Genomic DNA, 21932 nt, shown 5'->3' with positions numbered 1-21932 from the left:
GCCCCGTGGCTGTCGTCTTTCTGGCCCATCGGTTGTGGCGGCGCTTTCTTTGGTCGATTATGCTGCTGATAACGCAAAACAAGGGTCTTGTCATGCCGGTGGATGCGAATCTGGTTAACCAAGTGCAAACGCTGACCGCCCGGCTGGCCAGGGCCCGCGCCAGCGTCGAACAGCGCTTTGTCGGTCAGCATGACGTGGTCGAACAGGTGCTGGCGGCCATCCTGTCGGGCGGGCACGCGCTGCTGGTCGGTCAGCCGGGGCTTGGCAAGACCATGCTGGTCGACACGCTGGCCACGGTTCTGGGTCTGGATCAGGCGCGCATCCAGTTCACCCCCGACCTGATGCCCGCCGATATTCTTGGCTCCGAGGTGCTGGACAGCGACGATCAGGGCCGCCGCCATTTCCGCTTTGTCGAGGGGCCGGTCTTTACCCGCCTGCTGATGGCGGACGAGATCAACCGCGCCAGCCCCCGCACCCAGTCGGCGCTGTTGCAGGCGATGCAGGAAGGGCAGGTCACCGTCGCCGGTCAGCACCGCCCGCTGGGGCGACCGTTTCATGTGCTGGCGACCCAGAACCCGATCGAACAGGAAGGCACCTATCCGCTGCCCGAGGCACAGCTGGACCGCTTCCTGTTGCAGGTCGAGGTCGGCTATCCCGACCGCGACACCGAACGCGACATCCTGCTGGCCACCACCGGTGCCGGGCTGGGGCAGGCCCATACGGTGTTTGACGCGCAGGGGCTGCTGGATGCGCAGCGGCTGATCCGCCAGATGCCGGTGGGCGAGGACGTGGTGGCGGCGATCCTCGATCTGGTGCGCGCCGCCCGGCCCGGCGCCCCCGAGGCCCCCGACTGGCTGTCCGATATGCTGGTCTGGGGACCGGGGCCGCGCGCGGCGCAGGCGCTGATGCTGGTGACGCGGGCGCGGGCGGCGCTGAATGGCCGCTTTGCGGCGACGCTGGATGACGTGGCCGCCATGGCCGCGCCGGTGCTGCGCCACCGCATGGCGCTTGGCTTTGCGGCGCGGGCGCGCGGCGACAGTGTCGGGGCGGTGATCGCCCGGCTGCTGGCGCTGCAACCGCAACTGGCCGCGGCATGACCCAGCCCGCCCCCGATCTGCGCCCGCGGGCCGAGGCGCTGGCCGCTGGCCTGCCGGCGCTGCTTTTGGCGGCGGAACGGCTGGCGGCGGTGCTGGCCCCCGGCGCGCATGGGATGCGCCGCGCCGGCAGCGGCGAGGATTTCTGGCAATACCGCCCGGCGGCCCCCGGCGACAGCGCCCGCAGCATCGACTGGCGCCGCAGCGCCCGTTCCGACGCCCGCTTCGTGCGCGACCGCGAGGCACAGCAGGCCCAAAGCGCCGCGCTGTGGCTGGACCCGGCGCCGGGCATGGACTGGCGCGGCGGGCCGGGGCGCCCGACCAAGCGCGACCGGGCGGCGTTGCTGGCGCTGGCGCTGGGGCTGGTGTTGCTGCGCGGCGGTGAACGGGTCGCGGCGCTGGGGCAGCCGCCACGCGGCGGGGCGGCGCAGGCGACGCGGCTGGCGGCGGGGCTGATCCCCGGCACCGCGCTGCGCCCCGGTGCCGATGCCGGTCTGCGTCCCGGATCGCATCTGGTCCTGTTTTCAGATTTCTTCGATGATGTGGCTGTTTACACGGATTTCCTTGAATCTGCTGCAAGGTCAGGGCTGACCGGTCTGCTGGTTCAGGTCACTGACCCGGACGAGGACAGCTTTCCCTTTCAGGGCCATATCCATTTCGCCGGTGCCGGACCTGATGGACCAGCGCGTCTGACGCGGGATGCCGGGGGGCTGCGCGCGGCTTATCTGGCGCGGTTGGCGCAGCGCCGCGACAACCTGCGCGATCTGGCGGCGCGCTGTGGCTGGCGGTTTGAACAGCATGACACGCAATCCGACCCGGCCCCGGCGCTTGCCCGCATGGCCGCCGCGCTGGAGGTCTGATGCTGGTTCTTGGCCCGCTTGGACTGACCGCGCCATGGCTGTTGCTGGCCGGGCTGGCGCTGCCGCTGCTGTGGCTGATCCTGCGGGCCACGCCACCGGCCCCGCGCCGCATCGTCTTTCCGGCCACGGCTTTGCTGGCCGGGCTGACCGACCCGCATCCGCAGGCCCGGCGCACGCCGCTGTGGCTGATGCTGCTGCGTTGCGCGGCGCTGGGGCTGGCGATTCTGGCCTTTGCCGGGCCGGTCTGGCGCCCCCTGACCGAGGCCCGCAGCCCCCGCCCGCTGATGGTGGTGCTGGATGCCGGTTGGGCGGCGGCGCCGGGCTGGGATCTGGCGCGGGGGCAGGCCCTGCGCGCCCTGCGCGGGGCGGCGGGTCCGGGGCGGGCGGTTGGGCTGTTGCTGGCCGATGGCGGTCCCGACGCGCTGGTGACCGGCACGCCCGAGGCGCTGATCGCCCGCGCCGCCGCCGCGCAGCCCCAGCCATGGGCCACGGCCTATCCGCCCGATCCGCAGGCGGCGCTGGCGGGGTTGCCGGCGGCGCTTGACACGCTGTGGGTCAGCGATGGGGTGGATCATCCGGGCCGTGCCGACTGGCTGGCGGCGCTGCGCGCGCGCGGGGATGTGACGGTCGTGCCGCCCGCCTTGCCTGCCCCGGCCCTGATGCCGGGGGCGCCGGATGGCGGGGCGCTGCGTCTGGTCTGGCCGGTGGGGGCGGCTCCGGTGGTTCAGGCCATCGGTCCCGACCCGCAGGGCATTCTGCGTCCGCTGGCTGACCTGCCACCGGGTCCGGCGCAGACCCGTGACGGCATTCGAATGGCCGCGGTGCCGATCGACCTGCCACCGGAATTGCGCAACCGGATCAGCCGCTTTGCGCTGAAAGGGGTGGCGTCTGCCGGGGCGGTGGTGCTGGCCGATGACCGGGTGCGGCGGCGCAAGCTGGCCTTGGTGGGCGATGCCCGTGGCGACGAGGCACAGGCGCTGTTGTCGCCGCTGCATTACCTGCGTCAGGCGCTGGCCCCCGCCACCGACCTGATCGAGGGCGGGCTGGCCGATGTGCTGCGCGCCGCGCCTGACGTGATCGTGCTTGTGGATGAACCGGTCGGCGCACAGGCCGGGGCGCTTGGCGACTGGGTCTCGGCGGGGGGGCTGCTGATCCGCTTTGCCGGGCCGGTGCTGGCCGCTGACCCCGACCTGTCGGCCGAGCCGCTGATGCCGGTCACGCTGCGCCCCGGTGGCCGCGACATTGGCGGCGCGCTAAGCTGGGGCGACCCGCGCGGGCTGGCGCCGTTTGACCCGCAGGGCGTGTTTGCCGGTCTGTCCGCCCCGCCCGAGGTTCAGGTGCGCGCACAGCTGATGCCCGAACCCGCGCCCGATCTGGCCGGCCATGTCCTTGCCGCCCTGTCGGACCGCACGCCGCTGGTGACGCGGCGGGTTCAGGGGCAGGGGCAGGTGGTGCTGTTTCACGTCACCGCCAATCCCGACTGGTCGGGGCTGCCGATTTCCGGGGTGTTCGTGCAGATGCTGGACCGGCTGGTGGCCAGCGCCCGGCGCGGGCAGGGCGCGGCGGCGCAACCGGGTGATGCCGGGCTGTGGCAGGCCGAAACCGTGCTGGATGGCTTTGGCCAGCCCCGGCCCCCCACTGCCATTGCGCCGGTGCGGGCGGCTGATCTGGCGGCGGGTGCGGGACCGGGGCGACCGGCGGGGATCTATGCCGCGGGTCAGCGGCGGCTGGCGCTGAATGCGGGGACTGAACTGGTCCGTGCCGACTGGCCGGGGGCGCAGATCCGCCACGCCAGCCGCGCCAGCGGGGTGGCGCTGCGCCCGTGGCTGCTGGCCGCGATGGCGGTGCTGCTGGTGGTGGACCTGCTGGCCAGCGCGGCCCTGCACCGGGGCGGGCGGCAAGGCGGGCGCGGTGGTGGCTGGCGCCCCCGGCTGCGCGGGGGTCGCATGGCGGCGCTGTTGGTGCTGTTGGTCACGCTTCCGGTCCCCGGCGCGCAGGCACAGCCCGCCCCGCCGCAGACCGGGCTGACCCGCCCCGCCGCAAGCCCCGGCAGCGAACCGGCCCCCGAGATGGCTGGTGATCCGGCGGGGGACGGTCTTGGTGCCGATGACCCGACCCCGGACCAGCCAGACCCGCGTCTGGTGGCGGCGGCGGGGCAATTCGCGCTGGCCTTTGTCCAGACCGGCGATGCCGGGCTTGACGAGATGTCTTATCGCGGGCTGCGCGGCTTGTCGGATACGCTGGCAATGCGCAGTGCCGTGGACCCTGGCGACCCCGTGGCCGTGGATCTTGAGGTGGATGATCTGTCGCTGCTGACGCTGCTGTATTGGCCGGTAACGCCGGATCAGCCGGTGCCGGATTTCCGCGCCTATCTGCGGCTGAACCGGTTTTTGCAGCGTGGCGGCGTGATCCTGTTTGACACCCGCGATGGCGATCTGGCGGGGCTTGGCGGCCCCGACCAACAGGCCGCCTTGCAGGCGCTGGCCGCGCCGCTGGATGTGCCGCCGCTGGCGCCGGTGCCGGGCGATCATGTGCTGACCCGCAGCTTTTACCTGTTGCAGGGCTTTCCGGGCCGCTTTGCCGATGCGCCGCTTTGGGCCGAGGCCCCGCGCCATCTGGACCGCCGGGACGGGGCGCCGTTTCGTGACCTCAATGACGGGGTCTCGCCGGTGCTGATCGGCGGCAATGCCTGGGCCGATGCCTGGGCCGTCGATGATCGCGGCCTGCCGCTGGTGGTGGTGGGGCGCGGGCTTGAGGGCGAACACCAGCGCGAGATGGCGTTTCGATTTGGCATCAATCTGGTGATGTATGTGCTGACCGGAAATTACAAATCCGATCAGGTCCATGTGCCCGCGCTGCTGGACCGGCTGCGGGCCGAAGGGCGGGCCGGGGCTGCGTCCGGGGACGGTGCAGCGCCGGATGGGCCGGATAGGGGCGGGCCGGTCGTGGATGCGACACCGGGGGGCGCGCCATGACCCGGCTGGTCTTTGACCCGGCGCTGCCGGTCTGGGGGCTGGCGCTGGTGGCGGGGCTGGCGCTGCTGGTGGCGGCGCTGGCATTCTGGCGCGGGCTTCGCGGCTGGCCGTGGCGCGGGCTGGCGCTGGCGCTGGTGGCGGCGGCGCTGTCGGGACCGGCGCTGGAACAGGCCGCCCGCCAGCCGCTGCGCGATATCGTGATTCTGGCCGAGGACCGCAGCGCCAGCCAGCGCCTGCCGGGGCGGGCGGCGCAAATGGACGCGGCGGTGGCGACGATCACGCAGGCGCTGCCCGATGCCGATCTGCGCCGGGTGACGGTGGGCGACGACCCGGACGGCACCCTGCTGGGGGCGGCCATTGCGAAGGCGGTGGCGGCGGAACCTTCGGTGCGGCTGGCCGGGGTGATCGCGGTCAGCGACGGGCGGCTGCATGATGCGGGCGCGCTGCCGCAAACCCTGCCGGCGCCGTTTCACCTGTTGCTGACCGGTCGGCCCGGCGACTGGGACCGGCGGCTGGTGGTGGACGAGGCCCCGGGCTTTGGCCTGATCGGCCAGCCAGTGACCCTGCGGCTGCGGGTTCAGGATCAGGGGGCTGTTCCCCCGGCGCTGGCCGGTCAGCCGGTGACGTTAAGCGTTACCGTCGATGGCGGACCGGCGCGGCAGGTTCAGGCGCTGCCCGGCCAGCCGCTGGCGCTGCGCGTGACGCCGGACCACGGCGGCCCGAATGTGGTCGCCATCCAGATGACGGTGCCGCAGGCCTCGCCGCCGCAACTGACCGCGCGCAACGATGCCGCCGCGATCACCATTCAGGGGGTGCGCGACCGGCTGCGGGTGCTGCTGGTTTCGGGCCAGCCCCATGCCGGGGAACGGACATGGCGCAACCTGCTGAAATCGGACCCGGCGGTGGACCTGATCCATTTCACCATTCTGCGCCCGCCTGATCGCGGCGATGGCGTGCCGGTGGATGAAATGGCGCTGATCCCGTTTCCGGTGGATGACCTGTTCATGCAGCGGATCGACGATTTCGACCTGATCATCTTTGACCGCTATCGCGTGCGCGGCATCCTGCCACCGGATTATTTCGACCGCATCACCCGCTATGTCCGCGATGGCGGGGCGGTGCTGGTCGCGGGCGGCCCGGAAATGGCCACGGTCGAGGGGCTGAACCTGTCGCCGCTTGGGGCGATCCTGCCGGCACAGCCCTCGGGGCAGGTGGTGGATGCGCCCTTCCGTCCGGTGCTGACCGCCGCCGGGCGGCGCCACCCGGTGACGGCGGGGCTGCCGGGGGCGGGCACGCCAGACCAGCCCGCCAGCTGGGGGCGCTGGCTGCGGCGGGTGGCGGTGACGGCGCGGGCCGGGGCGCAGGTGGTGATGTCGGATGGCGCGGGCGCGCCGCTGCTGATCTTGTCGCGCGCTGGCAAGGGCCGGGTGGCGATGCTGGCCAGCGATCAGGTCTGGCTGTGGGATCGCGGCTTCGAGGGCGGCGGCCCGCAGCTGGAATTGCTGCGCCGTATCGCGCATTGGTCGATGCAGGAAACCGAGCTTGAGGAAGAGGCCCTGTCCCTTGACACCCCCGGTGACGGGCTGGTGCTGCGCGTCACCCGGCGCACGCTGGCCGACCATGCCGGGCCGGTGACCATCACTGCCCCCGATGGCAGCACCCGGCACCTGCGGCTGGCGCGGGTGGCCGAGGGCCGCTTTCAGGCCGACTGGACCGCGCCCGCGCCGGGGCTGTACCGGCTGCGGCAGGGCGATCTGGACCGGGTGGTGGTGCTGGGACCGGCGGCGCCGCGCGAATATGCCCAAACGCTGGCCGATGGCGCGGCCATGGCCCCGCTGGCACAGGCCACCGGCGGGGCGGTGCTGGCGCTGTCGGACGGGATGCCCCGGATCCGGCAGGTCGCACCGGGGCGGCGGGCGCATGGGCGCGGCGTGGGCGGTGACTGGATCGCGATTACCCCGCGCGATGCCGCGCGGCAGGGCGCGACCGGGCGGCGGCCGCTGTTGCCGGACGGGCTGTGGCTGCTGTTGATCGCGGGGGCGGCGCTGGCCGGATGGCTGGCCGAGGGCCGGGGCCGGGCGATGCGCTGGCGCGGCTATGACGGGCGTTGAGGCGGGGTTTCGCGCCAGCTGGCCCGGGCCGGGATATATGCGGTGGCTGAAACCTGGAAGGGGCTGGCAGATCGTCGGCTGACCTGTCCGGGGCCGGCTGACCCCTTGCGGCAGGCGGAACAGCCACGCGGCTGGCAAAAGCTGACTTTTCGGCGGCGATGCGTCAGCGGTAAACGTCTTGCGGCGCGGGCGGGGATGCGCCGTGACGGCCCGTGCCGGGTGACGCTGCGTCGGGCCGCGCTTGCCATCCGGGCCGGGCGTTGCTAACCCGATCAAAAGCCAAAAAGGACGGATCATGGCCGAACAGACCCGCAATCCCGCCCCCTATACCGAAGCCGACATCAGCCTGATCAAGCGGATCATTCCGCATCGCTATCCGTTTTTGCTGATCGACAAGGTGCGCGACATCGTGCCTTTCGAAAGCGCCGTCGGCGTCAAGAATGTCACCGTGAACGAGCCGCATTTTCAGGGCCATTTCCCGGAAATGCCGATCATGCCCGGCGTCACCATCGTCGAGGCCATGGCCCAGGCATCTGCCGTGCTGGTCGGCATCAGCATGGATATTATCGACAAGCCGCTGCTGACCTATTTCATGGGCATCGACAAGGCCAAGTTCCGCCGCATGGTGGTGCCGGGCGATGTGCTGGAACTGCATGTCACGGCCAAACGCAGCGGCGGCAAGATCTGGAAATTCGAGGGCCGCGCCACCGTCGATGGCCAACTGGCCGCCGAGGCCGAATTTACCGCGATGATGGATCTGAAAACCGATGGCTGAAACCGTCATCCACCCCTCGGCGGTCATCGAACCGGGGGCACAGATCGGGCAGGGCGTGCAGATCGGGCCGTTCTGCGTTGTCGGCCCGCAGGTGCGTCTGGGGGATGGCGCGGTGCTGAAATCGCATGTCGTCATCACCGGCGATACCGGCATCGGTCCCCAGACCACGATCTTTCCCTTTGCCTGCATCGGTGAGGTTCCCCAGGACCTCAAGTTCCGGGGCGAGGATACGCGGCTGGAAATCGGCGCCCGCAACCGCATCCGCGAATATGTCACCATGAACCCCGGCACACAGGGCGGCGGCGGTGTCACCCGCGTTGGCGATGACGGGCTGTTCATGGCGGGCAGCCATGTCGCCCATGACTGTCAGATCGGGGACCGGGTCATTCTGGTCAATAACGTGGCCATTGCCGGGCATTGCGTGCTGGGTGATGACGTGATCGTCGGCGGTCTGTCCGGGGTGCATCAGTTCGTGCGCATCGGGCGCGGTGCGATGATCGGCGCGGTGACGATGGTGACGGCGGATGTGATCCCTTACGGGCTTGTGCAGGGGCCGCGCGGGCATCTGGACGGGCTGAACCTTGTCGGGCTGAAGCGTCATGGCGCCAGCCGCGCCGATATTGCCGCGCTGCGCGATGTGCTGGCGGTGCTGGGGCAGGGGCGGTTTCGCGACAGCGCGCGCCAGATCGCTGACCAGCCCGACCTGACCCCGCGGGTGCGCGAGGTGCTGGACTTTATCCTTGGGCCGTCCGACCGGTCCTTCCTTGGGCCGCACCCGGCATGAGCGATCTGGCCATCATTGCCGGTCAGGGCGACCTGCCCGCCGAACTGGCCGCCCGCCATCCGCAGGCGCGGATCTGTGCGCTGGCGGGTTTCGCCCCCGATCTGCCGGGGGTTCAGGATTTCCGTCTGGAACGGCTGGTGCCGTTTCTGGACGGGCTGGTGGGCGCGGGCATCCGCCGGGTGGTCTTTGCCGGGGCGGTGACGCGGCCGGCCCTGAACCCCGAGGCGTTTGACCCCAAAACCGCCACGCTGGTGCCGCGCATCGCCATGGCCATGCAGTCAGGCGACGACGCCGCCCTGCGCGAGGTGATCGCCATCTTCGAGGAATGGGGCCTGCATGTGCTGGGTCTTTCCGATCTGGCCGCCGACCTGATCCCCGGTGCGGGTGTGCTGGCCGGCAGCCCGACCCCCCGTGACGAGGCCGACGCCGCCCGCGCCGCAGATATTCTGTCGGTCACCGGGCCGCTGGATATCGGTCAGGGCGCGGTGGTGGCCGGCGGGCTGTGTCTGGCCATCGAGACCCTGCCCGGAACCGCCGCGATGCTGGATTTCATCGCCACCCACAGGGGTGGCAACAGCAGGGGTGGGGTGCTGTTCAAGGCCCCCAAGCCGGGGCAGGATATGCGTATCGACATGCCCGCGATCGGTCCCGACACCGTGGCACAGGCGGCGCGGGCCGGCCTGTCGGGCATTGCCTGGGCCGCCGGTCAGGTGGTGATGCTGCGCCGCGCGCAAACCGTTCAGGCCGCGCATGAGGCGGGTCTTTTCCTGTGGGCGCGCGGCCAGGGGCCGGGGTAATGCGGGTGTTTCTGATCGCGGGCGAAGCCTCGGGCGACAGGCTTGGGGCGGCGCTGATGGAGGGGCTGCGCAGCCTGTGCGCCGGGGTCGGTTTCGACGGTGTGGGCGGCCCGCTGATGCAGCAGCAGGGGCTGGTCAGCCGCTTTCCAATGGCCGAATTGTCGGTCATGGGTCTGGCCGAAATCTTGCCCAAATACCGGTCCCTGAAACGCCGCATCCGCCAATGCGCGCAGGCGGTGCTGGCAACGCGGCCCGATGTGCTGATCACCATCGACAGCCCCGATTTCGGCCTGCGCGTTGCCCGTCTGGTGCGCGACCAGTGGCCGGATGCGCCGACGGTGCATTATGTTGCGCCCTCGGTCTGGGCATGGCGGTCGGGGCGGGCGGCCAGGATGGCGCGGGTGATCGACCATGTGCTGGCGATCCTGCCGTTCGAGCCGCCGCTGATGCAGGCCGCAGGCCTGAGCTGCGATTTCGTTGGCCATCCGGTGGTCAGCGAGGCGCGCGCCGATGCCGCGCAGGCGGCAGCGTTTCGCGCCGCGCATGGCATGGATGCCGACACGCCGCTGCTGATGCTGCTGCCCGGTTCGCGCCGGGGCGAGGTCACGCGGCTTGGCCCCCGCTTCGGGGCTGCGGCGGGGCTGTTGCGCGACCGCCATCCGGGTCTGCGGGTGGTGGTGCCGGTGGTGCCGCATCTGGCGCAGGCGGTGGCCGGGCTGGCGGCGGACTGGCCGCTGGTGCCGGTGCTGGTGCAGGATGCCGCAGACAAACGCGCGGCCTTTGCCGCCGCCGATCTGGCGCTGGCGGCCAGCGGCACGGTCAGTCTGGAACTGGCGGCCAATGATGTGCCGATGGTGATCGGATATGACGCGGCATGGCTGACGCGGGTGATCGTGCAGGCGATGCTGAAGGTCGACACCGTGACGCTGGTCAATCTGGTCAGCGACACCCGCGCGGTGCCGGAATATATCGGCCCCGACTGCACCCCAACGGTGCTGGCACAGGCGCTGTCGCGGCTGCTGGACGACCCCGCCGCGCGTCAGGCGCAGGCAATGGCGGCACAGCTGACGATGAACCGGCTGGGGCGCGGGGGCGAGGCGCCGGGCTTGCGCGCGGCGCGCTCGGTTCTTGGGTATCTGGCGCGGCGCGGTCAGGCCTGAGCCGCGGTCACGATGATCTCGACCTTGTAAGCCGGGGTGGCCAGTTTTGCCTCGCCGGTGGCGCGGGCCGGGGTTGCGCCCTGCGGCACCCAAGCATCCCAGACTGCGTTCATTTCCGCGAAATCGGCCATATCGGCCATCCAGATCGTGGCCGACAGGATGCGGGTCTTGTCGCTGCCCGCCTGTGCCAGAAGGGCGTCGATCTGGTCCAGCACGGCGCGGGTCTGTTCGGTGACGCTGTCGCCGGGTTTGGCAACCTGACCGGCCAGCCAGATCAGGCCGTTATGGATGACGGCCTGGCTCATCCGGGGGCCGGGATCAAGGCGGGTAATGTCGGACATGGGGGTTCCTTTCACAAGAAAAGCCGTTGGAAGAATACCGCCGTCATGCCCAATCCGACCAGCGCGATCAAGCCGCGCAATACCGGTCGTGGAATGCGCCGGGCCAGCGGCGCCCCCAGATAGCCGCCGCTGACCGTTCCCAGCATCATCACCAGCGCCGGTCCCCAGGCCACCAGCCCGCCGATGCTGAAAATCACGCAGCTGATCACCGACAGCGCAAAGCTGAGCCATGTTTTCAGGCCGTTCATCTCGTGCAGGTCGGTGCGGCCCCACAGCGCGAACAGCGCCAGCAGCACGATCCCCAGCCCGCCATTGAAATAACCGCCATAGATCGCCATCGGCATCAGCGTGCCCGCCCCAAAAGCCTGCACCCCGCGCCGCCATTGCGACGCCCGCGCCCGCAGCTTGTCGCCCCACAGGAACACCCCGGTGGCCGCCAGCAGCAGGAAGGGCACCAGCACGGTAAAGGCCGCGTTCGAGGAGATCAGCAATAGCCCCGACCCAACCGCGCCCCCCAGCATGGTCAGCCCGGTCAGCCGCAACAGCAGTGCCCGGTCCAGCCGCAGAATTTCGCGCCGGAACCCTACTGCCCCGGCCAGATAGCCCGGCAATCCGGCCACGGTAGAGCTTGCATTGGCCATCAGTTCGGGCAGGCCGGTAAAGACCAGCGCCGGAAAGGTGATGAAGGTGCCACCCCCCGCAACGGTGTTCAGCATCCCGCCCAGAAACCCGGCCACGAACAGCACGATCAGATCGGACATGGCCGGCCTTTCCTTGTTTGACCACGCCGCGGCTGCGACATGTTGGCGCAGCTTGCGATGTGGCGCGTCCGGGCGCAAGCGGCCTTGTGGCGGCATCACGATGGCCGTGACCCCCGGCGGATGCCGCCGCGCTGTGCGAAAAACCGCCCATCTGCGGGGGCATGGCAACCAAAGCCCCCGGTTGGGACTTGTCTTCCCGGATCGGGGGCCAAACCGGGGGGCGGCAACCACGCCCCCTCACGACCCCCTTGCAGGAGACGACAATGACCCGCTTTTTCCTTATTCCCGCCGTGCTGGGGGCCAGTCTGGCCCTGACCCCTGCCGCACAGGCCGATAACGACCTTGGCAAGATCATCGGCGGCGTGGCGCAGGGCCTGCTGAACCAGGAAATGGACAAGGCCGCCTTTGCCGAGGCGCAGCGCGCCAACACCATCAAGGCCTATCGCGATTACCTGAACCGCTTTCCCAAGGGCCTGTATCGCGGCAATGCGCAACAGGCCCTGACCCGTCTGGGGGCCAAGCCCCAGCCCCAGACCCCCGCCACCGGCAGTCGCGCCAGCGCCGCGCAGGCCGAGGCCGCCATCGGCCTGACCCGCAGCCAGCGCGTGACGCTGCAAAAGCAGCTGACCCGCATCGGTTACGATACCGGGGTCGCGGATGGCCTGTGGGGCAGTGCGACGCGCGGCGCGATCGGGCGCTGGCAGCGCGCGCAGGGCTTTGCCGCCACGGGATATGTCACCGGGCCGCAGGTCTCGCGCATTGCGGCGCAGGCGCAGGGCAAACCCGCCAGCGAAACCCGCCCCGCCGCTGACGCCGGCGACGACGCGGTCGAGGAACGCCTGCTGTCGCTGAACGCGACCGAGCGGCGCGAGATCCAGTTGCGGCTGACCCTTCTGGGCTATGACACCAAGGGCACCGACGGGGTGTTCGGCGCCAATACCCGCCGCGCCATCTCCCGCTGGCAGGGCGATCACAATATGCGCGCCAGCGGCTATATCACCGCCGATCAGATCCGAACGCTGAAATCGGAATCGCGCGGGTAACAGGGCTGAACGGGCGCGGTCGGGTCAGGCCGCGCCCGGTCTTTCTGGCTTGGCGGGTGATCGGCCTGATCGCATCGCGGCGCTTCCGCTTGCATGACCGGGGCCATCGGCTGGACGGCAGCACCATTCGGGATACCGCCGGATCGGGAACCGTCGTGCGGGATTCGAAGGTGGCGTTCATAGATCAGCTTCAGGCAGGCCCGTTCCGCAACGTGCCCCGGATACCTTAAACCTCATCATAAACCTGATGAAACCCACGGCGCCACGCGCCTGACCGGCCTGTCGTCAATGCGTAAAATATCAGATGGGGATTGGAGCGGGTGAAGGGAATCGAACCCTCGTCGTAAGCTTGGGAAGCTTCTGCTCTACCATTGAGCTACACCCGCGATGGCGCGTTCAATAGCGTCCGGCGCGGGCGGGTGCAAGCGGAAATTGCGCCCGCGTGACGCGGCGCCGGGGCGGGGGGCACCGTGGCATGGCTGTGACAGGGCGGGCGGGTCAGGTGTCGGGGGTGTTGCGGCTCAGCTCGATCATCTCGGTGGTCATTTGCTCTTGCCGGGCCTGCTGGAAATCGCGCAGCACGGCGGTGCGCTTGTCGCGCAGATGCGTCTGGGCGCGGGCCATGGCCTCGAACCGGGCCTGATTTTCGGCCCGGTAACTTTCCGTCAGCGCCAGCGCCACGCTGGCAAACAGCGCCTCGGTCAGCAGCGCACCGGTCAGGGCGTTGGGGCACAGGTTGGTCAGCGGCTGCGGGCCGGTCGCGGGGGGGCTGGCCTCGGGTGGCCACAGGCGGCGGGTCTGGACCGGCTGACCGGGCAGGTCGCGCCCCGCCACCAGCATGACCGGGCCGGGATGGCGGGCGCCAAGCGCGTCCAGCTGGTCGGTGATGCGGCTGGCCAGCGCCGGCACCTGCGCCAGATGCGCGGGCAGGGCGGCGCTGTAAAGAATGCGGGCGCGGGTGGCGGGCGGCAGCATCGACAGGCTGCGCTGGCCCAGAACCATCAGCCCGGCACCGGTTTCTGCGGCGGTTTGCGCGGCGGCGGCGATGCTGGCGGGATAGCCCCCCGAAAAGCCCTGCGCCGCGCCGATGACCAGCACCAGACCCGGCCCCTGCGCACAGACCAGCGGCGCGGGCAGCACCCGCAGCAGCGCCTGCTGGATCGTCGCCTGATAATGCCGCACCGCCTGCATCGCCCCCCGCGCCGCCGCCGCATTCCCCGAGGCCATGGCCCGCAGCGCACCGACCACCTGACCGATATCGTCAAGCCCGGACAAGCGGCGCTGGATCTGTTCGGGGCGGGTGCTCATGCCGGCAGGGTCGCTATGACGCTGTCCAGCGCCGCCAGCAGCTCGGCGCGGGTGGCATCGTCCAGCGTGCCGTCGCGGCGCAGCCCCTCCAGCGCCGGATTGCCCGCCAGAACCGCCGGCAGCGCCGCCTTCAGCGCCGGCAGATGCGCGGGGTTCAGCGCGTCCAGCCGCCCCGCCGCCAGCCCGGCCAGCAGCGCCACCTGACATGCCGGTGACAATGGCGACAGCCGGTCCTGCGCCAGCAGCGCGGCAATGCGTTCGCCGCGGATCATCCGGGTCTTCATGCCCTCGTCAGCAAAGCCGCCAAAGCGGGAAAACATCTTCATTTCCAGATATTGCGCGTAATCCAGCCGCAGCCGCCCGGCCACGGCCTTCATCGCGGCGGCCTGTGCCTTGCCGCCCACACGGCTGACAGACAGCCCGACATCAATCGCCGGGCGCTGATTGGCGGCGAACAGCCCCGCCGATGTCACCAGCTGCCCGTCCGAGATGGAGATCAGGTTGGTCGGGATATAGGCCGACAGGTTCCCGGCCTCGATCTCGGCAATCGGCAGCGCGGTCAGCGAGCCGCCGCCTCGTTCCGGCGACAGCCGCGCCGCGCGTTCCAGAAGCCGCGCGTGCAGATAGAAGATGTCGCCCGGATAGGCCTCGCGTCCCGGTGGCTGGCGCGACAGCAGCGCCAGTTCGCGATGGGTCGCGGCATGTTTGGTCAGGTCGTCATAGACGATCAGCACATGCTGGCCCTGATCGCGGAACCATTCCGCCATGCTGGTGGCGGCAAAGGGCGCCAGCCAGCGCAGCCCCGGTTCGGCAGCTGCCTCGGCCACGACAAAGATGGTGCGTTCGGGCGCCCCGTGCCGGCGCACCGCGTCGATCACCCGCTGCACGGCGCCAATGCGCTGGCCGATGGCCACATAGATACAGATCATGTCGCCATCGGCCTGATTGACGATGGTATCGACGGCCAGTGCGGTCTTGCCGGTCTGGCGTTCCCCGATGATCAGTTCGCGCTGGCCGCGACCGATGGCGAACAGCGCGTCGATGACCAGAATGCCGGTCTGGACCGGCTGGCTGACGAAATCGCGGTCGATAATGGCAGGGGCGGGGCGTTCGGCGGGCAGGGTGCGGGTGGCGTCGGGCGGGGGGGCGTCGTCCAGCGGGCGTCCCAGCGGGTCCAGCACCCGCCCCAGCAGGCCCGGCCCGACCGGCACCGACAGCACCTGACCGCTGCGCGTCACGCCCGTTCCTGCGGTGATATGGCTGGCCGGGTCCAGAAAGGCGGCGTGCAGGCGGTCCTCTTCCAGGGTCAGGACAAAGCCACGGGTGGTCCCGCCAAAGATCAGCACCTCGTTCAGCCCGGCGCCGGGCAGGCCCGACACCGTTGCCAGCCCGTCCGAAATGCTGACCACGCTGCCGCATTCGGCCGCTTCGGGACCAAGCGTGGCGTGGTCGATGCGCTGGCGCAGGGCCTCGCGCGCGGGGTCGGCGGTGGTGTTGGCGCCTGCGGGGCTGTCGGCGGCGGCGGGGTGGTCAGGACTGGGGGGCATCGCGCATCGCCTTTGCGATCTGGTCAAGGTCATGGGCCAGCGAATTACGCAGCACCGCATTACCCGACCGCAGTTCCACCCCCGCGATCAGTGCCGGGTCGCTGTCGGGGCGCGGGGTGGCGCCGAATGGGTGCAACGCGGCCAGCGCGGCGCTGCGGTCTTGCGCGGTCAGCGGCGCGGCGCTGATCAGCCGCAGATCGTCGCCATCCAGCAGCGCGGCCCGCGCCGCCGGGTCCATACCCGCCAGCGCCCCGGTCAGCCGGTCCAGCCAGCCCGACAGCGTTGCCGGCTGTGCCGCCAGCACCCGGCGGGCGATGTCACCGGCCAGATCGCGGGCGCGGTCCAGCGCCAGCGCCTGTGCGGCGGTGTCCTCGCGCTGGCGCAGGGCGCGGCCCTCGGCGATGATGCGGGTGGCCTCGTCCCGGGCTTTGGCCAGCAGGGCTTGTCGCGCGGCCTGTGCCTCGGCCTGGGCGCGGGTCAGCAGGGCGGCGCGGGCGCTGGCATTGGCCTGTGCTTCGGCCTGCGCGGCGGCGGTGGCGGCCTCGGCCTCCTGGCGGGCCTGCGCGGCCTGATCCAGCGCCGCCTGCGTCTGTGCCTGCCGCTGCGCGATGATCGCGGCGATCGGGCGGAACAGGAAATGCCGCAAGATCGCCAGCAGGATCAGGACGTTGATCAGTTGCAGCGCAAAGGTGGTCCAGTCGAAGCTCATGCCACGAACGGGTTGGCAAACAGCAGCAGAAGGGCGATCACAAGGCAATAGATCGCGGTGGTTTCGATCATCGCCAGACCCACGAACAGGGTGCGCGAAATGGTGCCTGCGGCCTCGGGCTGGCGGGCCAGCGCATCCATGGCCGAGGCCACCGCGCGGCCTTCGGCCAGCGCCGGGCCGATGGCTCCAAGCCCGACGGTCAGCGCGGCGGAAAAGATGCTGACAATCTGGATCAGGTCGGTCATGCCTTTGGTCCTTTCTGTTGGGGCGTGTCAGGGACGGGATCTGGGGCGGGGTCGGGATCTGGGTCGGGATCTGGGTCGCTGTCATGGCCGCTGACGGCCGATCCGATGAACACCAGCGCCAGCGTGGCAAAGATATAGGCCTGAACCGCGCCGGTCAGCATATCCAGCGCCATCAGCGGCACCGGCACCAGCAGTCCTGCCAACATGCCGATAATGCCGATCACGAATACGCCGGACATGACATTGCCGAACAGGCGCACGGTCAGGCTGAAATGGCGGGTGATCTGTTCGACTAGGTTCAGTGGGATCATCACCCAGCTGGGGCGCGCGAAACTGGCCAGCCAGCCGCCAGGCCCCTGCGCGCGGATGCCCCAGACCACGCCCGAAACGAACACGATCGCGGCCAGCGCCGCATCGGTTTCCAGATGCGCGGTCGGCGGCTGGACGCCGGGGATCAGGCTGGACCAGTTGGCGACCAGAACAAAGATCAGGAAGGTGCCGATCAGGGCGCGAAAGCGGGCGGGATCGCCGGGGACGGTGGCACGGATCTCGGAATCGAGGGTGCTGACCAGCAGTTCGGCCACCGCCTGGACCGGGCCGGGGCGCAGGCGGACCCGGCGGGTGATGGCCCATGCGGCAAGGCTCAGCGCCGCCATGATCGCCCAGGTTGTCACCACAGTCCAGCTGATGCTGAGCGGCCCAAGGCTGAAGGCAGCCGATGTCATCAGCGGGCTGTCGATCATTGCCGCCCCCCTGTCGGTGCAGCCGGTGTTTCAGGTGCGGATGCCTGCCGCGCGGCGCGGCGCAGCACCAGCAGCCGGGCCAGCGCCAGACCGGTCGCGGCGGCGATCAGCATCGGCGCACCGCCGCGGGCGCATAAAAACAGCACCCCCGCCAACAGCGCCAGCCGCGCCAGTTGCAACCACACCGCCGCCAGCCGTCCCTGCATGAAAAGCCGTGTCACCTGCGCAAGGCTGGCGAAATGCAGCCAGCCGGCGGCAAACCCCGCCAGCCCCGCCAGAACGGCCCATGCAAGGCCGGGGATCAGCACCGCGCCGGTCATTGCTGGCCCATCCATCGGATCGCCAGCCACAGGCCCAGCCCGGCCCCCAGCATCAGCCCGGCCGCGGCCAGCATGATGCCGCTGCCAAGCCGGAGGTCCAGCCAGCGCCCCCCCAGCAGCCCCAGCAGCGTGGGGCCGACGATGATCCAGCCCAGAACCCCGATCTGGCCAAACCGGCGTGCAAGCGAGGGTTCGGGGTTGTCGCGGGCCTCCTGCGCGCGGCGCTCGGCGCGGCGGGCGGCGGCCTGGGTGCGGTCTTTGGTCATGGCTCGGCCCCGGTGGTCAGCCCCAGCGTATCGCCCGAGGGCGACAATTGCATCATCATCCGGCGAATGGCGCGGGCATGCAACTGGGTGTCATGGGTGCGCACCTGCCGGGCGGCGTCGTCCTGATCGGCGCGGGCGCGGGCGACGCGGGCCTCCAGCCCGGCCAGATCATCGGCAAGAATGGCCTCGCGGCAGGCAATGTCGACGCGCTGGCCGCCGGTGACGGTCATCACCCCGCCGCGCAGCGCGGCAAAGCGCCACGGCCCGTCAGCCGCCCGCCAGCGCAGCACGCCGGCCTCAATCACGGTCAGGAAATCGGCGTGACCCTGCAGCAGGCCAAAGCTGCCGCTGGCATCCTCGGCCCGCAGCGCGGCCAGACCGCCCGCCCGCAATGCGACGGTCAGCGGGGTGGTGATGGTCAGTGACAGGCCGCTCATGCCGTTTGCCCCGCGCGGCGGGCCTGTTCGCGGGCGCGGGCCTCGTCCAGGGTGCCAGTCATGTAAAGCGAGGCCTCGTCCCAGTCATCGCATTCCCCCGACAGGATGGCGCGGCAGCCGGCGATGGTCTGTTCGACCGGCACGCTGCGCCCCTCGATCCCGCTGAAGGCGGCGGCGACAAAGAACGGCTGGGTCATGAACCGTTGCAGGCGGCGGGCGCGGGCAACCATCAGCTGTTCCTCGCGGCCCAGTTCCTCGACGCCCAGCAGGGCGATGACGTCGCGCAATTCGTCGTAATGCTGGATCAGTTCGCGCAGATCGGCGGCGGTGCGGGCATGTTCGGCGCCGACAATCGCCGGGTCCAGCAGCGACGAGGTGGTGCGCAACGGGTCCACCGCCGGATAAATGCCCTGCGCCGCCAGATCGCGCGACAGCACCACGGCGCTGTCCATGTGGCTGCTGAGGGCGGCCACGGCGGGGTCGGTGAAATCATCGGCGGGGACATAGACCGCCTCGATCGCGGTAACGGCGGCCCGCCCGGCAGAGGTGATGCGTTCCTGAAGCGCCGCAACTTCGGTTTCCAGCGTCGGCTGATAGCCCACCCGCGACGGCATCCGTCCCAGCAGCCCCGAGACCTCGGCCCCGGCCTGCACAAAGCGAAACACGTTATCCATCATCAGCAGCACATTGCGGCCCTCGGCGTCGCGGATATGTTCGGCCATGGTCAGCGCGGTCAGCGGCACCCGCCAGCGCGCGCCGGGCGATTCGTTCATCTGGCCATAGACCAGCACCGTGCGGTCCAGCACGCCATAGCCGCGCATGTCGTGCAGCATCTCGTGCCCCTCGCGCGAGCGCTCGCCAATACCGGCAAAGACCGACACCCCGTCATAAGCGGTCACCATGGCGTGGATCAGTTCGGTCACCAGCACCGTCTTGCCAACGCCGGCGCCGCCAAACATCGCCGCCTTACCACCCTGTGCCAGCGGCGCCAGCAGGTCCAGCACCTTGATCCCGGTGCTGAAAATGCGGATATCGCCGCGGCGGTCGCCAAGCGCCGGCGGCGGGTGATGGATGGGCCGGCGCGGTGTGGCCGGGGGCAGGTCGGGGCCGCCATCGCCGGGGCGGCCGCTGACATCCAGCAACCGGCCAAGCGTGGCGGGACCGACGGGCACGGTGATCGGGCCGCCGGTCAGATGCGCCACCATTTGTCGCGACAGGCCCTGCGTGGGTTGCAGGGCGATGGCGCGGAACCGGTCCGGTCCCAGATGGGCCTGCACCTCGCACAGGACCGCCACGCCGTCGGGATCGGCAATCACGGCGTCGTGAATGTCAGGCAGCACGCCCCCGGCCCGGAAATCGACCACCGGTCCGCGAACCGCGATGATCCTGGCGCTGGGGACTGGCAAGGCGTTCCTCCGACATTCAGCTGCTGTCTGTGCGCGCGACCCGGATCATACAGACCCGGTCGCGGAAGGCCATGCCAATCGGGAAACGGTTTCGTGACATTGCGGGCAGGGGGGGGGGGCGCGGCGCGGCTGGCTTAATACGGGCTGACCCCCAGAACCGGGCGGTGCAACAGCAACAGCACGGCCCAGACCGCCAGCCCGGCCAGCACCCGCATCAGGTCGGCACGCCGCCTGCCGGGCAGGTGCGGCCGGCGCGGCGTTGTCGCAAGGGCGGTGCGCAGCGCCTCCCATTGTGGACCCAGCCGCCGCTTGTTGCGCCGGTCCAGCAGGACCATCCCGGCCAGCGCAAAGGCGGTAAAGCTGCCGAACATGATGACATGGGCCAGATCGCCATTGGGCACGATATGCGCCGCGCCCCAGATCGCCAGCGCCAGCATCAGCGGGTGCCGGGTCAGCCGCAAAACACCGGGGCGGGAGGGATCGAAATCCGCATTCCGTGCCCCGCCCAGTGAAAACGGGTTGGGCTGCCCCAGTGCCAAGGCCACCAGCAGACAGGCGATCAGCACCCCGATCTGCGGGACCCGCAACTGCCATGTCGCCCAGTCCCACAGCGGCACATATGGCGCCCGCCCCGCCGCGACGATCACCCAGGCCAGCAGCAGCGCAGATAACAGCGAATAGGCCAGCATGAACCCGGTTTCGCCCAGGCGCGCGACCAGCCGCGCGCGCAAGGTGCGGCGCGACGGGATCATATGCGCCAGAAGGAAAGTGGCAAACGCGGCGATGAATTCGGTCCAGCCCATGCAATCCCCATGTTTTCCTGCCTGTTAGCCCAATCAGCGCCGTCAGGCCACACCCCTGTCATCGCGTCTTTCCATCAGCGGCGATATGTGACAGATTGAACCATAAGCCTTGGAAAGACCACCTGTATGACCCCTGATCTGATCTCTGCCGTCAAGAAAAGCAGCCTGTTCTGCACGCTGTCAGATGCGCTTTGCGAACGTATTCTTGATGGCGCCTCGATCCGCGAGGTCAGCGCCGGCGAGACCCTGTTCATTCAGGGCGAACCGGCGCGCGCACTTTATATCATCATCGACGGCTGGGTGAAGCTGTATCGCATGCCCCCCAGCGGCGCCGAAGCCGTGGTCAGCATCATGGCGCGGGGCCGCAGTTTCGGCGAGGCCGTGGCCCTGCGCGACCTGCCCTATCCGGTCTCGGCCGAGGCGATCACCGATGGAAGGCTGCTGCGGATCAAGGGCAGCCGCCTGCGTCAGGCCATCACCGACGACCCGCAACTGGCCATCGGCATTATCAGCGCCAGTTTCGTGCATTTGCAACAGCTTGTCGGTCAGGTCGAACAGTTGAAGGCGCGATCCGGGGTCCAGCGCGTGGCTGAATTCCTGACCGATCTGGCGCCGATCGACAGCACCGGCCGCTGTGTGGTGCATCTGCCCTATAACAAGACGCTGATTGCCGGCCATCTGGGGATGAAACCGGAAAGCCTGTCGCGGGCCTTTGCCCGACTGCGCGATCACGGTGTCAGCATCGAAACCACCACCGCGGTGATCGAGGATATCGGCCTGCTGCGCGAACTGGTGGCCGAAGACAGGGGGAAAGCATGGGCGAAATGACGCGCCGGCAAGCCGTATTTGCGGCCATTGATGCCGCCAATTCCCAAGACCCGCGACACCATGACGGCGTCGCGGTCGAGCTGCTTTACGGCCAGCGCATGACGGCCGAGCAACAGGCCCTTCACCCCGATGCCCCCGATGCGCTGGCAATTGCCTGCCGTGGCCAGCATATCGAACGCTGGACCCTGCCGCGCCACGATTTCCCCAAAGGCCGCGCCGGGTATCTGCACTGGCGGCGCGCGCAGGCGCAGCGCCACGCGCAACGGGTCATGGGGCTGATGCGCGACGCCGGTTATGATGCCGAAACCGTCGAACATGCCGGCCGCATGTTGCGCAAAGAAGGGATCAAAAGCGACCCCTTGGTTCAGGCGCTTGAGGATGTTGCCTGCTTTACCTTCATGCGCCACTATATGTCCGGTTTTGCCCCCAGCCAAAGCCCCGATAAGCTGCATCGGATCGTTGCCAAGACCGCGCGCAAAATGTCGGCACCGGCACGCCAGATTGCGCTGACGCAGTTTTCGCTGCCCCCCGAACTGGCCGCTTGCTTTCGTGATGCGGTGACCGGGGACTGAAGCACCGTCACGCGGCCCTTTGACCCAATGGGAGTCCCGCCAAGGCG

Annotated in this window: 23 protein-coding genes and 1 tRNA gene; 11 read left to right on the top strand and 13 right to left on the bottom strand. The window is 69.8% G+C overall.

Going from position 1 to position 21932, the window contains the following annotated elements:
• Positions 1 to 92: 92 nt before the first annotated feature.
• The 8 genes from ACFXP9_RS07570 (at position 93) to lpxB (ending at position 10556) form a co-directional block, all read left to right on the top strand.
• Positions 93 to 1097, top strand: coding sequence for an AAA family ATPase (locus ACFXP9_RS07570; RefSeq protein ID WP_397206907.1), 1005 nt, complete (start codon positions 93 to 95; stop codon positions 1095 to 1097).
• On the top strand, positions 1094 to 1954 hold the full coding sequence (locus ACFXP9_RS07565) for a DUF58 domain-containing protein (protein WP_397206909.1): 861 nt from the start codon (positions 1094 to 1096) through the stop codon (positions 1952 to 1954). Before ACFXP9_RS07570 ends, ACFXP9_RS07565 begins: the two co-directional genes overlap by 4 nt.
• Entirely contained in the window at positions 1954 to 4929 is a 2976-nt protein-coding gene (locus ACFXP9_RS07560; RefSeq protein ID WP_397206911.1) for a DUF4159 domain-containing protein, read from the top strand. The genes ACFXP9_RS07565 and ACFXP9_RS07560 overlap by 1 nt, the downstream gene beginning before the upstream one ends.
• Positions 4926 to 7040, top strand: a complete 2115-nt coding sequence (locus tag ACFXP9_RS07555; RefSeq protein ID WP_397206913.1) for a hypothetical protein — start codon at positions 4926 to 4928, stop codon at positions 7038 to 7040. The genes ACFXP9_RS07560 and ACFXP9_RS07555 overlap by 4 nt, the downstream gene beginning before the upstream one ends.
• A 295-nt stretch (positions 7041 to 7335) precedes the next feature.
• Entirely contained in the window at positions 7336 to 7815 is a 480-nt protein-coding gene (gene fabZ / locus ACFXP9_RS07550; RefSeq protein WP_397206915.1) for a 3-hydroxyacyl-ACP dehydratase FabZ, read from the top strand.
• Positions 7808 to 8599, top strand: coding sequence for an acyl-ACP--UDP-N-acetylglucosamine O-acyltransferase (gene lpxA, locus ACFXP9_RS07545; RefSeq protein WP_397206917.1), 792 nt, complete (start codon positions 7808 to 7810; stop codon positions 8597 to 8599). The genes fabZ and lpxA overlap by 8 nt, the downstream gene beginning before the upstream one ends.
• Positions 8596 to 9396 carry an LpxI family protein gene (locus ACFXP9_RS07540; protein WP_397206919.1) on the top strand — a complete coding sequence of 267 codons (801 nt, stop codon included), beginning with the start codon at positions 8596 to 8598 and terminating at the stop codon, positions 9394 to 9396. The genes lpxA and ACFXP9_RS07540 overlap by 4 nt, the downstream gene beginning before the upstream one ends.
• Positions 9396 to 10556: a lipid-A-disaccharide synthase gene (gene lpxB, locus ACFXP9_RS07535; protein ID WP_397206921.1), complete on the top strand. Its 1161-nt coding sequence runs from the start codon at positions 9396 to 9398 to the stop codon at positions 10554 to 10556. Before ACFXP9_RS07540 ends, lpxB begins: the two co-directional genes overlap by 1 nt.
• Here lpxB and ACFXP9_RS07530 read toward each other — a convergent pair.
• The gene (locus tag ACFXP9_RS07530; protein ID WP_397206923.1) at positions 10547 to 10897 is read right to left on the bottom strand and encodes a RidA family protein; all 351 of its coding nucleotides are present in this window, start codon (positions 10895 to 10897) and stop codon (positions 10547 to 10549) included. The genes lpxB and ACFXP9_RS07530 overlap by 10 nt on opposite strands.
• Before the next feature lie 11 nt (positions 10898 to 10908).
• Positions 10909 to 11658: a sulfite exporter TauE/SafE family protein gene (locus tag ACFXP9_RS07525; RefSeq protein ID WP_397206925.1), complete on the bottom strand. Its 750-nt coding sequence runs from the start codon at positions 11656 to 11658 to the stop codon at positions 10909 to 10911.
• 263 nt (positions 11659 to 11921) lie between these two features.
• Here ACFXP9_RS07525 and ACFXP9_RS07520 point away from each other — a divergent pair, with 263 nt between their 5' ends.
• Entirely contained in the window at positions 11922 to 12701 is a 780-nt protein-coding gene (locus ACFXP9_RS07520) for a peptidoglycan-binding domain-containing protein (RefSeq protein WP_397206927.1), read from the top strand.
• Between the two features lie 312 nt (positions 12702 to 13013).
• Here ACFXP9_RS07520 and ACFXP9_RS07515 read toward each other — a convergent pair.
• The 11 genes from ACFXP9_RS07515 to ACFXP9_RS07465 all read right to left on the bottom strand — a co-directional run bounded on the left by ACFXP9_RS07515 (position 13014) and on the right by ACFXP9_RS07465 (position 20485).
• A tRNA-Gly gene (locus tag ACFXP9_RS07515) sits at positions 13014 to 13087 on the bottom strand.
• A gap of 112 nt (positions 13088 to 13199) precedes the next feature.
• Positions 13200 to 14009 carry a F0F1 ATP synthase subunit gamma gene (locus tag ACFXP9_RS07510; protein ID WP_397206929.1) on the bottom strand — a complete coding sequence of 270 codons (810 nt, stop codon included), beginning with the start codon at positions 14007 to 14009 and terminating at the stop codon, positions 13200 to 13202.
• Entirely contained in the window at positions 14006 to 15556 is a 1551-nt protein-coding gene (locus ACFXP9_RS07505) for a F0F1 ATP synthase subunit alpha (protein WP_397206931.1), read from the bottom strand. The genes ACFXP9_RS07510 and ACFXP9_RS07505 overlap by 4 nt, the downstream gene beginning before the upstream one ends.
• Positions 15540 to 16265 carry a F0F1 ATP synthase subunit B family protein gene (locus ACFXP9_RS07500; protein ID WP_397206933.1) on the bottom strand — a complete coding sequence of 242 codons (726 nt, stop codon included), beginning with the start codon at positions 16263 to 16265 and terminating at the stop codon, positions 15540 to 15542. Before ACFXP9_RS07500 ends, ACFXP9_RS07505 begins: the two co-directional genes overlap by 17 nt.
• Positions 16262 to 16510 (bottom strand): F0F1 ATP synthase subunit C, encoded by a 249-nt coding sequence (locus ACFXP9_RS07495; protein ID WP_397206935.1) that lies wholly within the window; start codon positions 16508 to 16510, stop codon positions 16262 to 16264. The genes ACFXP9_RS07500 and ACFXP9_RS07495 overlap by 4 nt, the downstream gene beginning before the upstream one ends.
• Positions 16507 to 17253: a F0F1 ATP synthase subunit A gene (locus ACFXP9_RS07490; RefSeq protein WP_397206937.1), complete on the bottom strand. Its 747-nt coding sequence runs from the start codon at positions 17251 to 17253 to the stop codon at positions 16507 to 16509. Before ACFXP9_RS07490 ends, ACFXP9_RS07495 begins: the two co-directional genes overlap by 4 nt.
• Positions 17250 to 17588, bottom strand: coding sequence for an N-ATPase subunit AtpR (locus ACFXP9_RS07485; RefSeq protein ID WP_397206938.1), 339 nt, complete (start codon positions 17586 to 17588; stop codon positions 17250 to 17252). Before ACFXP9_RS07485 ends, ACFXP9_RS07490 begins: the two co-directional genes overlap by 4 nt.
• Complete coding sequence (locus ACFXP9_RS07480; protein ID WP_397206940.1) at positions 17570 to 17839, bottom strand: AtpZ/AtpI family protein; 270 nt, start codon at positions 17837 to 17839, stop codon at positions 17570 to 17572. Before ACFXP9_RS07480 ends, ACFXP9_RS07485 begins: the two co-directional genes overlap by 19 nt.
• Positions 17836 to 18276: a F0F1 ATP synthase subunit epsilon gene (locus ACFXP9_RS07475; RefSeq protein WP_397206942.1), complete on the bottom strand. Its 441-nt coding sequence runs from the start codon at positions 18274 to 18276 to the stop codon at positions 17836 to 17838. Before ACFXP9_RS07475 ends, ACFXP9_RS07480 begins: the two co-directional genes overlap by 4 nt.
• On the bottom strand, positions 18273 to 19682 hold the full coding sequence (gene atpD / locus ACFXP9_RS07470) for a F0F1 ATP synthase subunit beta (RefSeq protein ID WP_397206944.1): 1410 nt from the start codon (positions 19680 to 19682) through the stop codon (positions 18273 to 18275). Before atpD ends, ACFXP9_RS07475 begins: the two co-directional genes overlap by 4 nt.
• Positions 19683 to 19816: 134 nt before the next feature.
• The gene (locus ACFXP9_RS07465) at positions 19817 to 20485 is read right to left on the bottom strand and encodes an NnrU family protein (protein ID WP_397206946.1); all 669 of its coding nucleotides are present in this window, start codon (positions 20483 to 20485) and stop codon (positions 19817 to 19819) included.
• Between the two features lie 126 nt (positions 20486 to 20611).
• Here ACFXP9_RS07465 and ACFXP9_RS07460 point away from each other — a divergent pair, with 126 nt between their 5' ends.
• Positions 20612 to 21313 (top strand): Crp/Fnr family transcriptional regulator, encoded by a 702-nt coding sequence (locus tag ACFXP9_RS07460; RefSeq protein WP_397210126.1) that lies wholly within the window; start codon positions 20612 to 20614, stop codon positions 21311 to 21313.
• Positions 21310 to 21885 (top strand): DUF4202 domain-containing protein, encoded by a 576-nt coding sequence (locus tag ACFXP9_RS07455; RefSeq protein ID WP_397207431.1) that lies wholly within the window; start codon positions 21310 to 21312, stop codon positions 21883 to 21885. Before ACFXP9_RS07460 ends, ACFXP9_RS07455 begins: the two co-directional genes overlap by 4 nt.
• The last annotated feature ends 47 nt before the right edge of the window (positions 21886 to 21932 follow it).

Origin of the sequence: Paracoccus jiaweipingae (genome assembly GCF_044335505.1) — a bacterium.
GTDB lineage: Bacteria > Pseudomonadota > Alphaproteobacteria > Rhodobacterales > Rhodobacteraceae > Paracoccus.
Note: the sequence above shows the minus strand (reverse complement) of the source record. Positions and strands in the feature narration are given on the sequence as shown.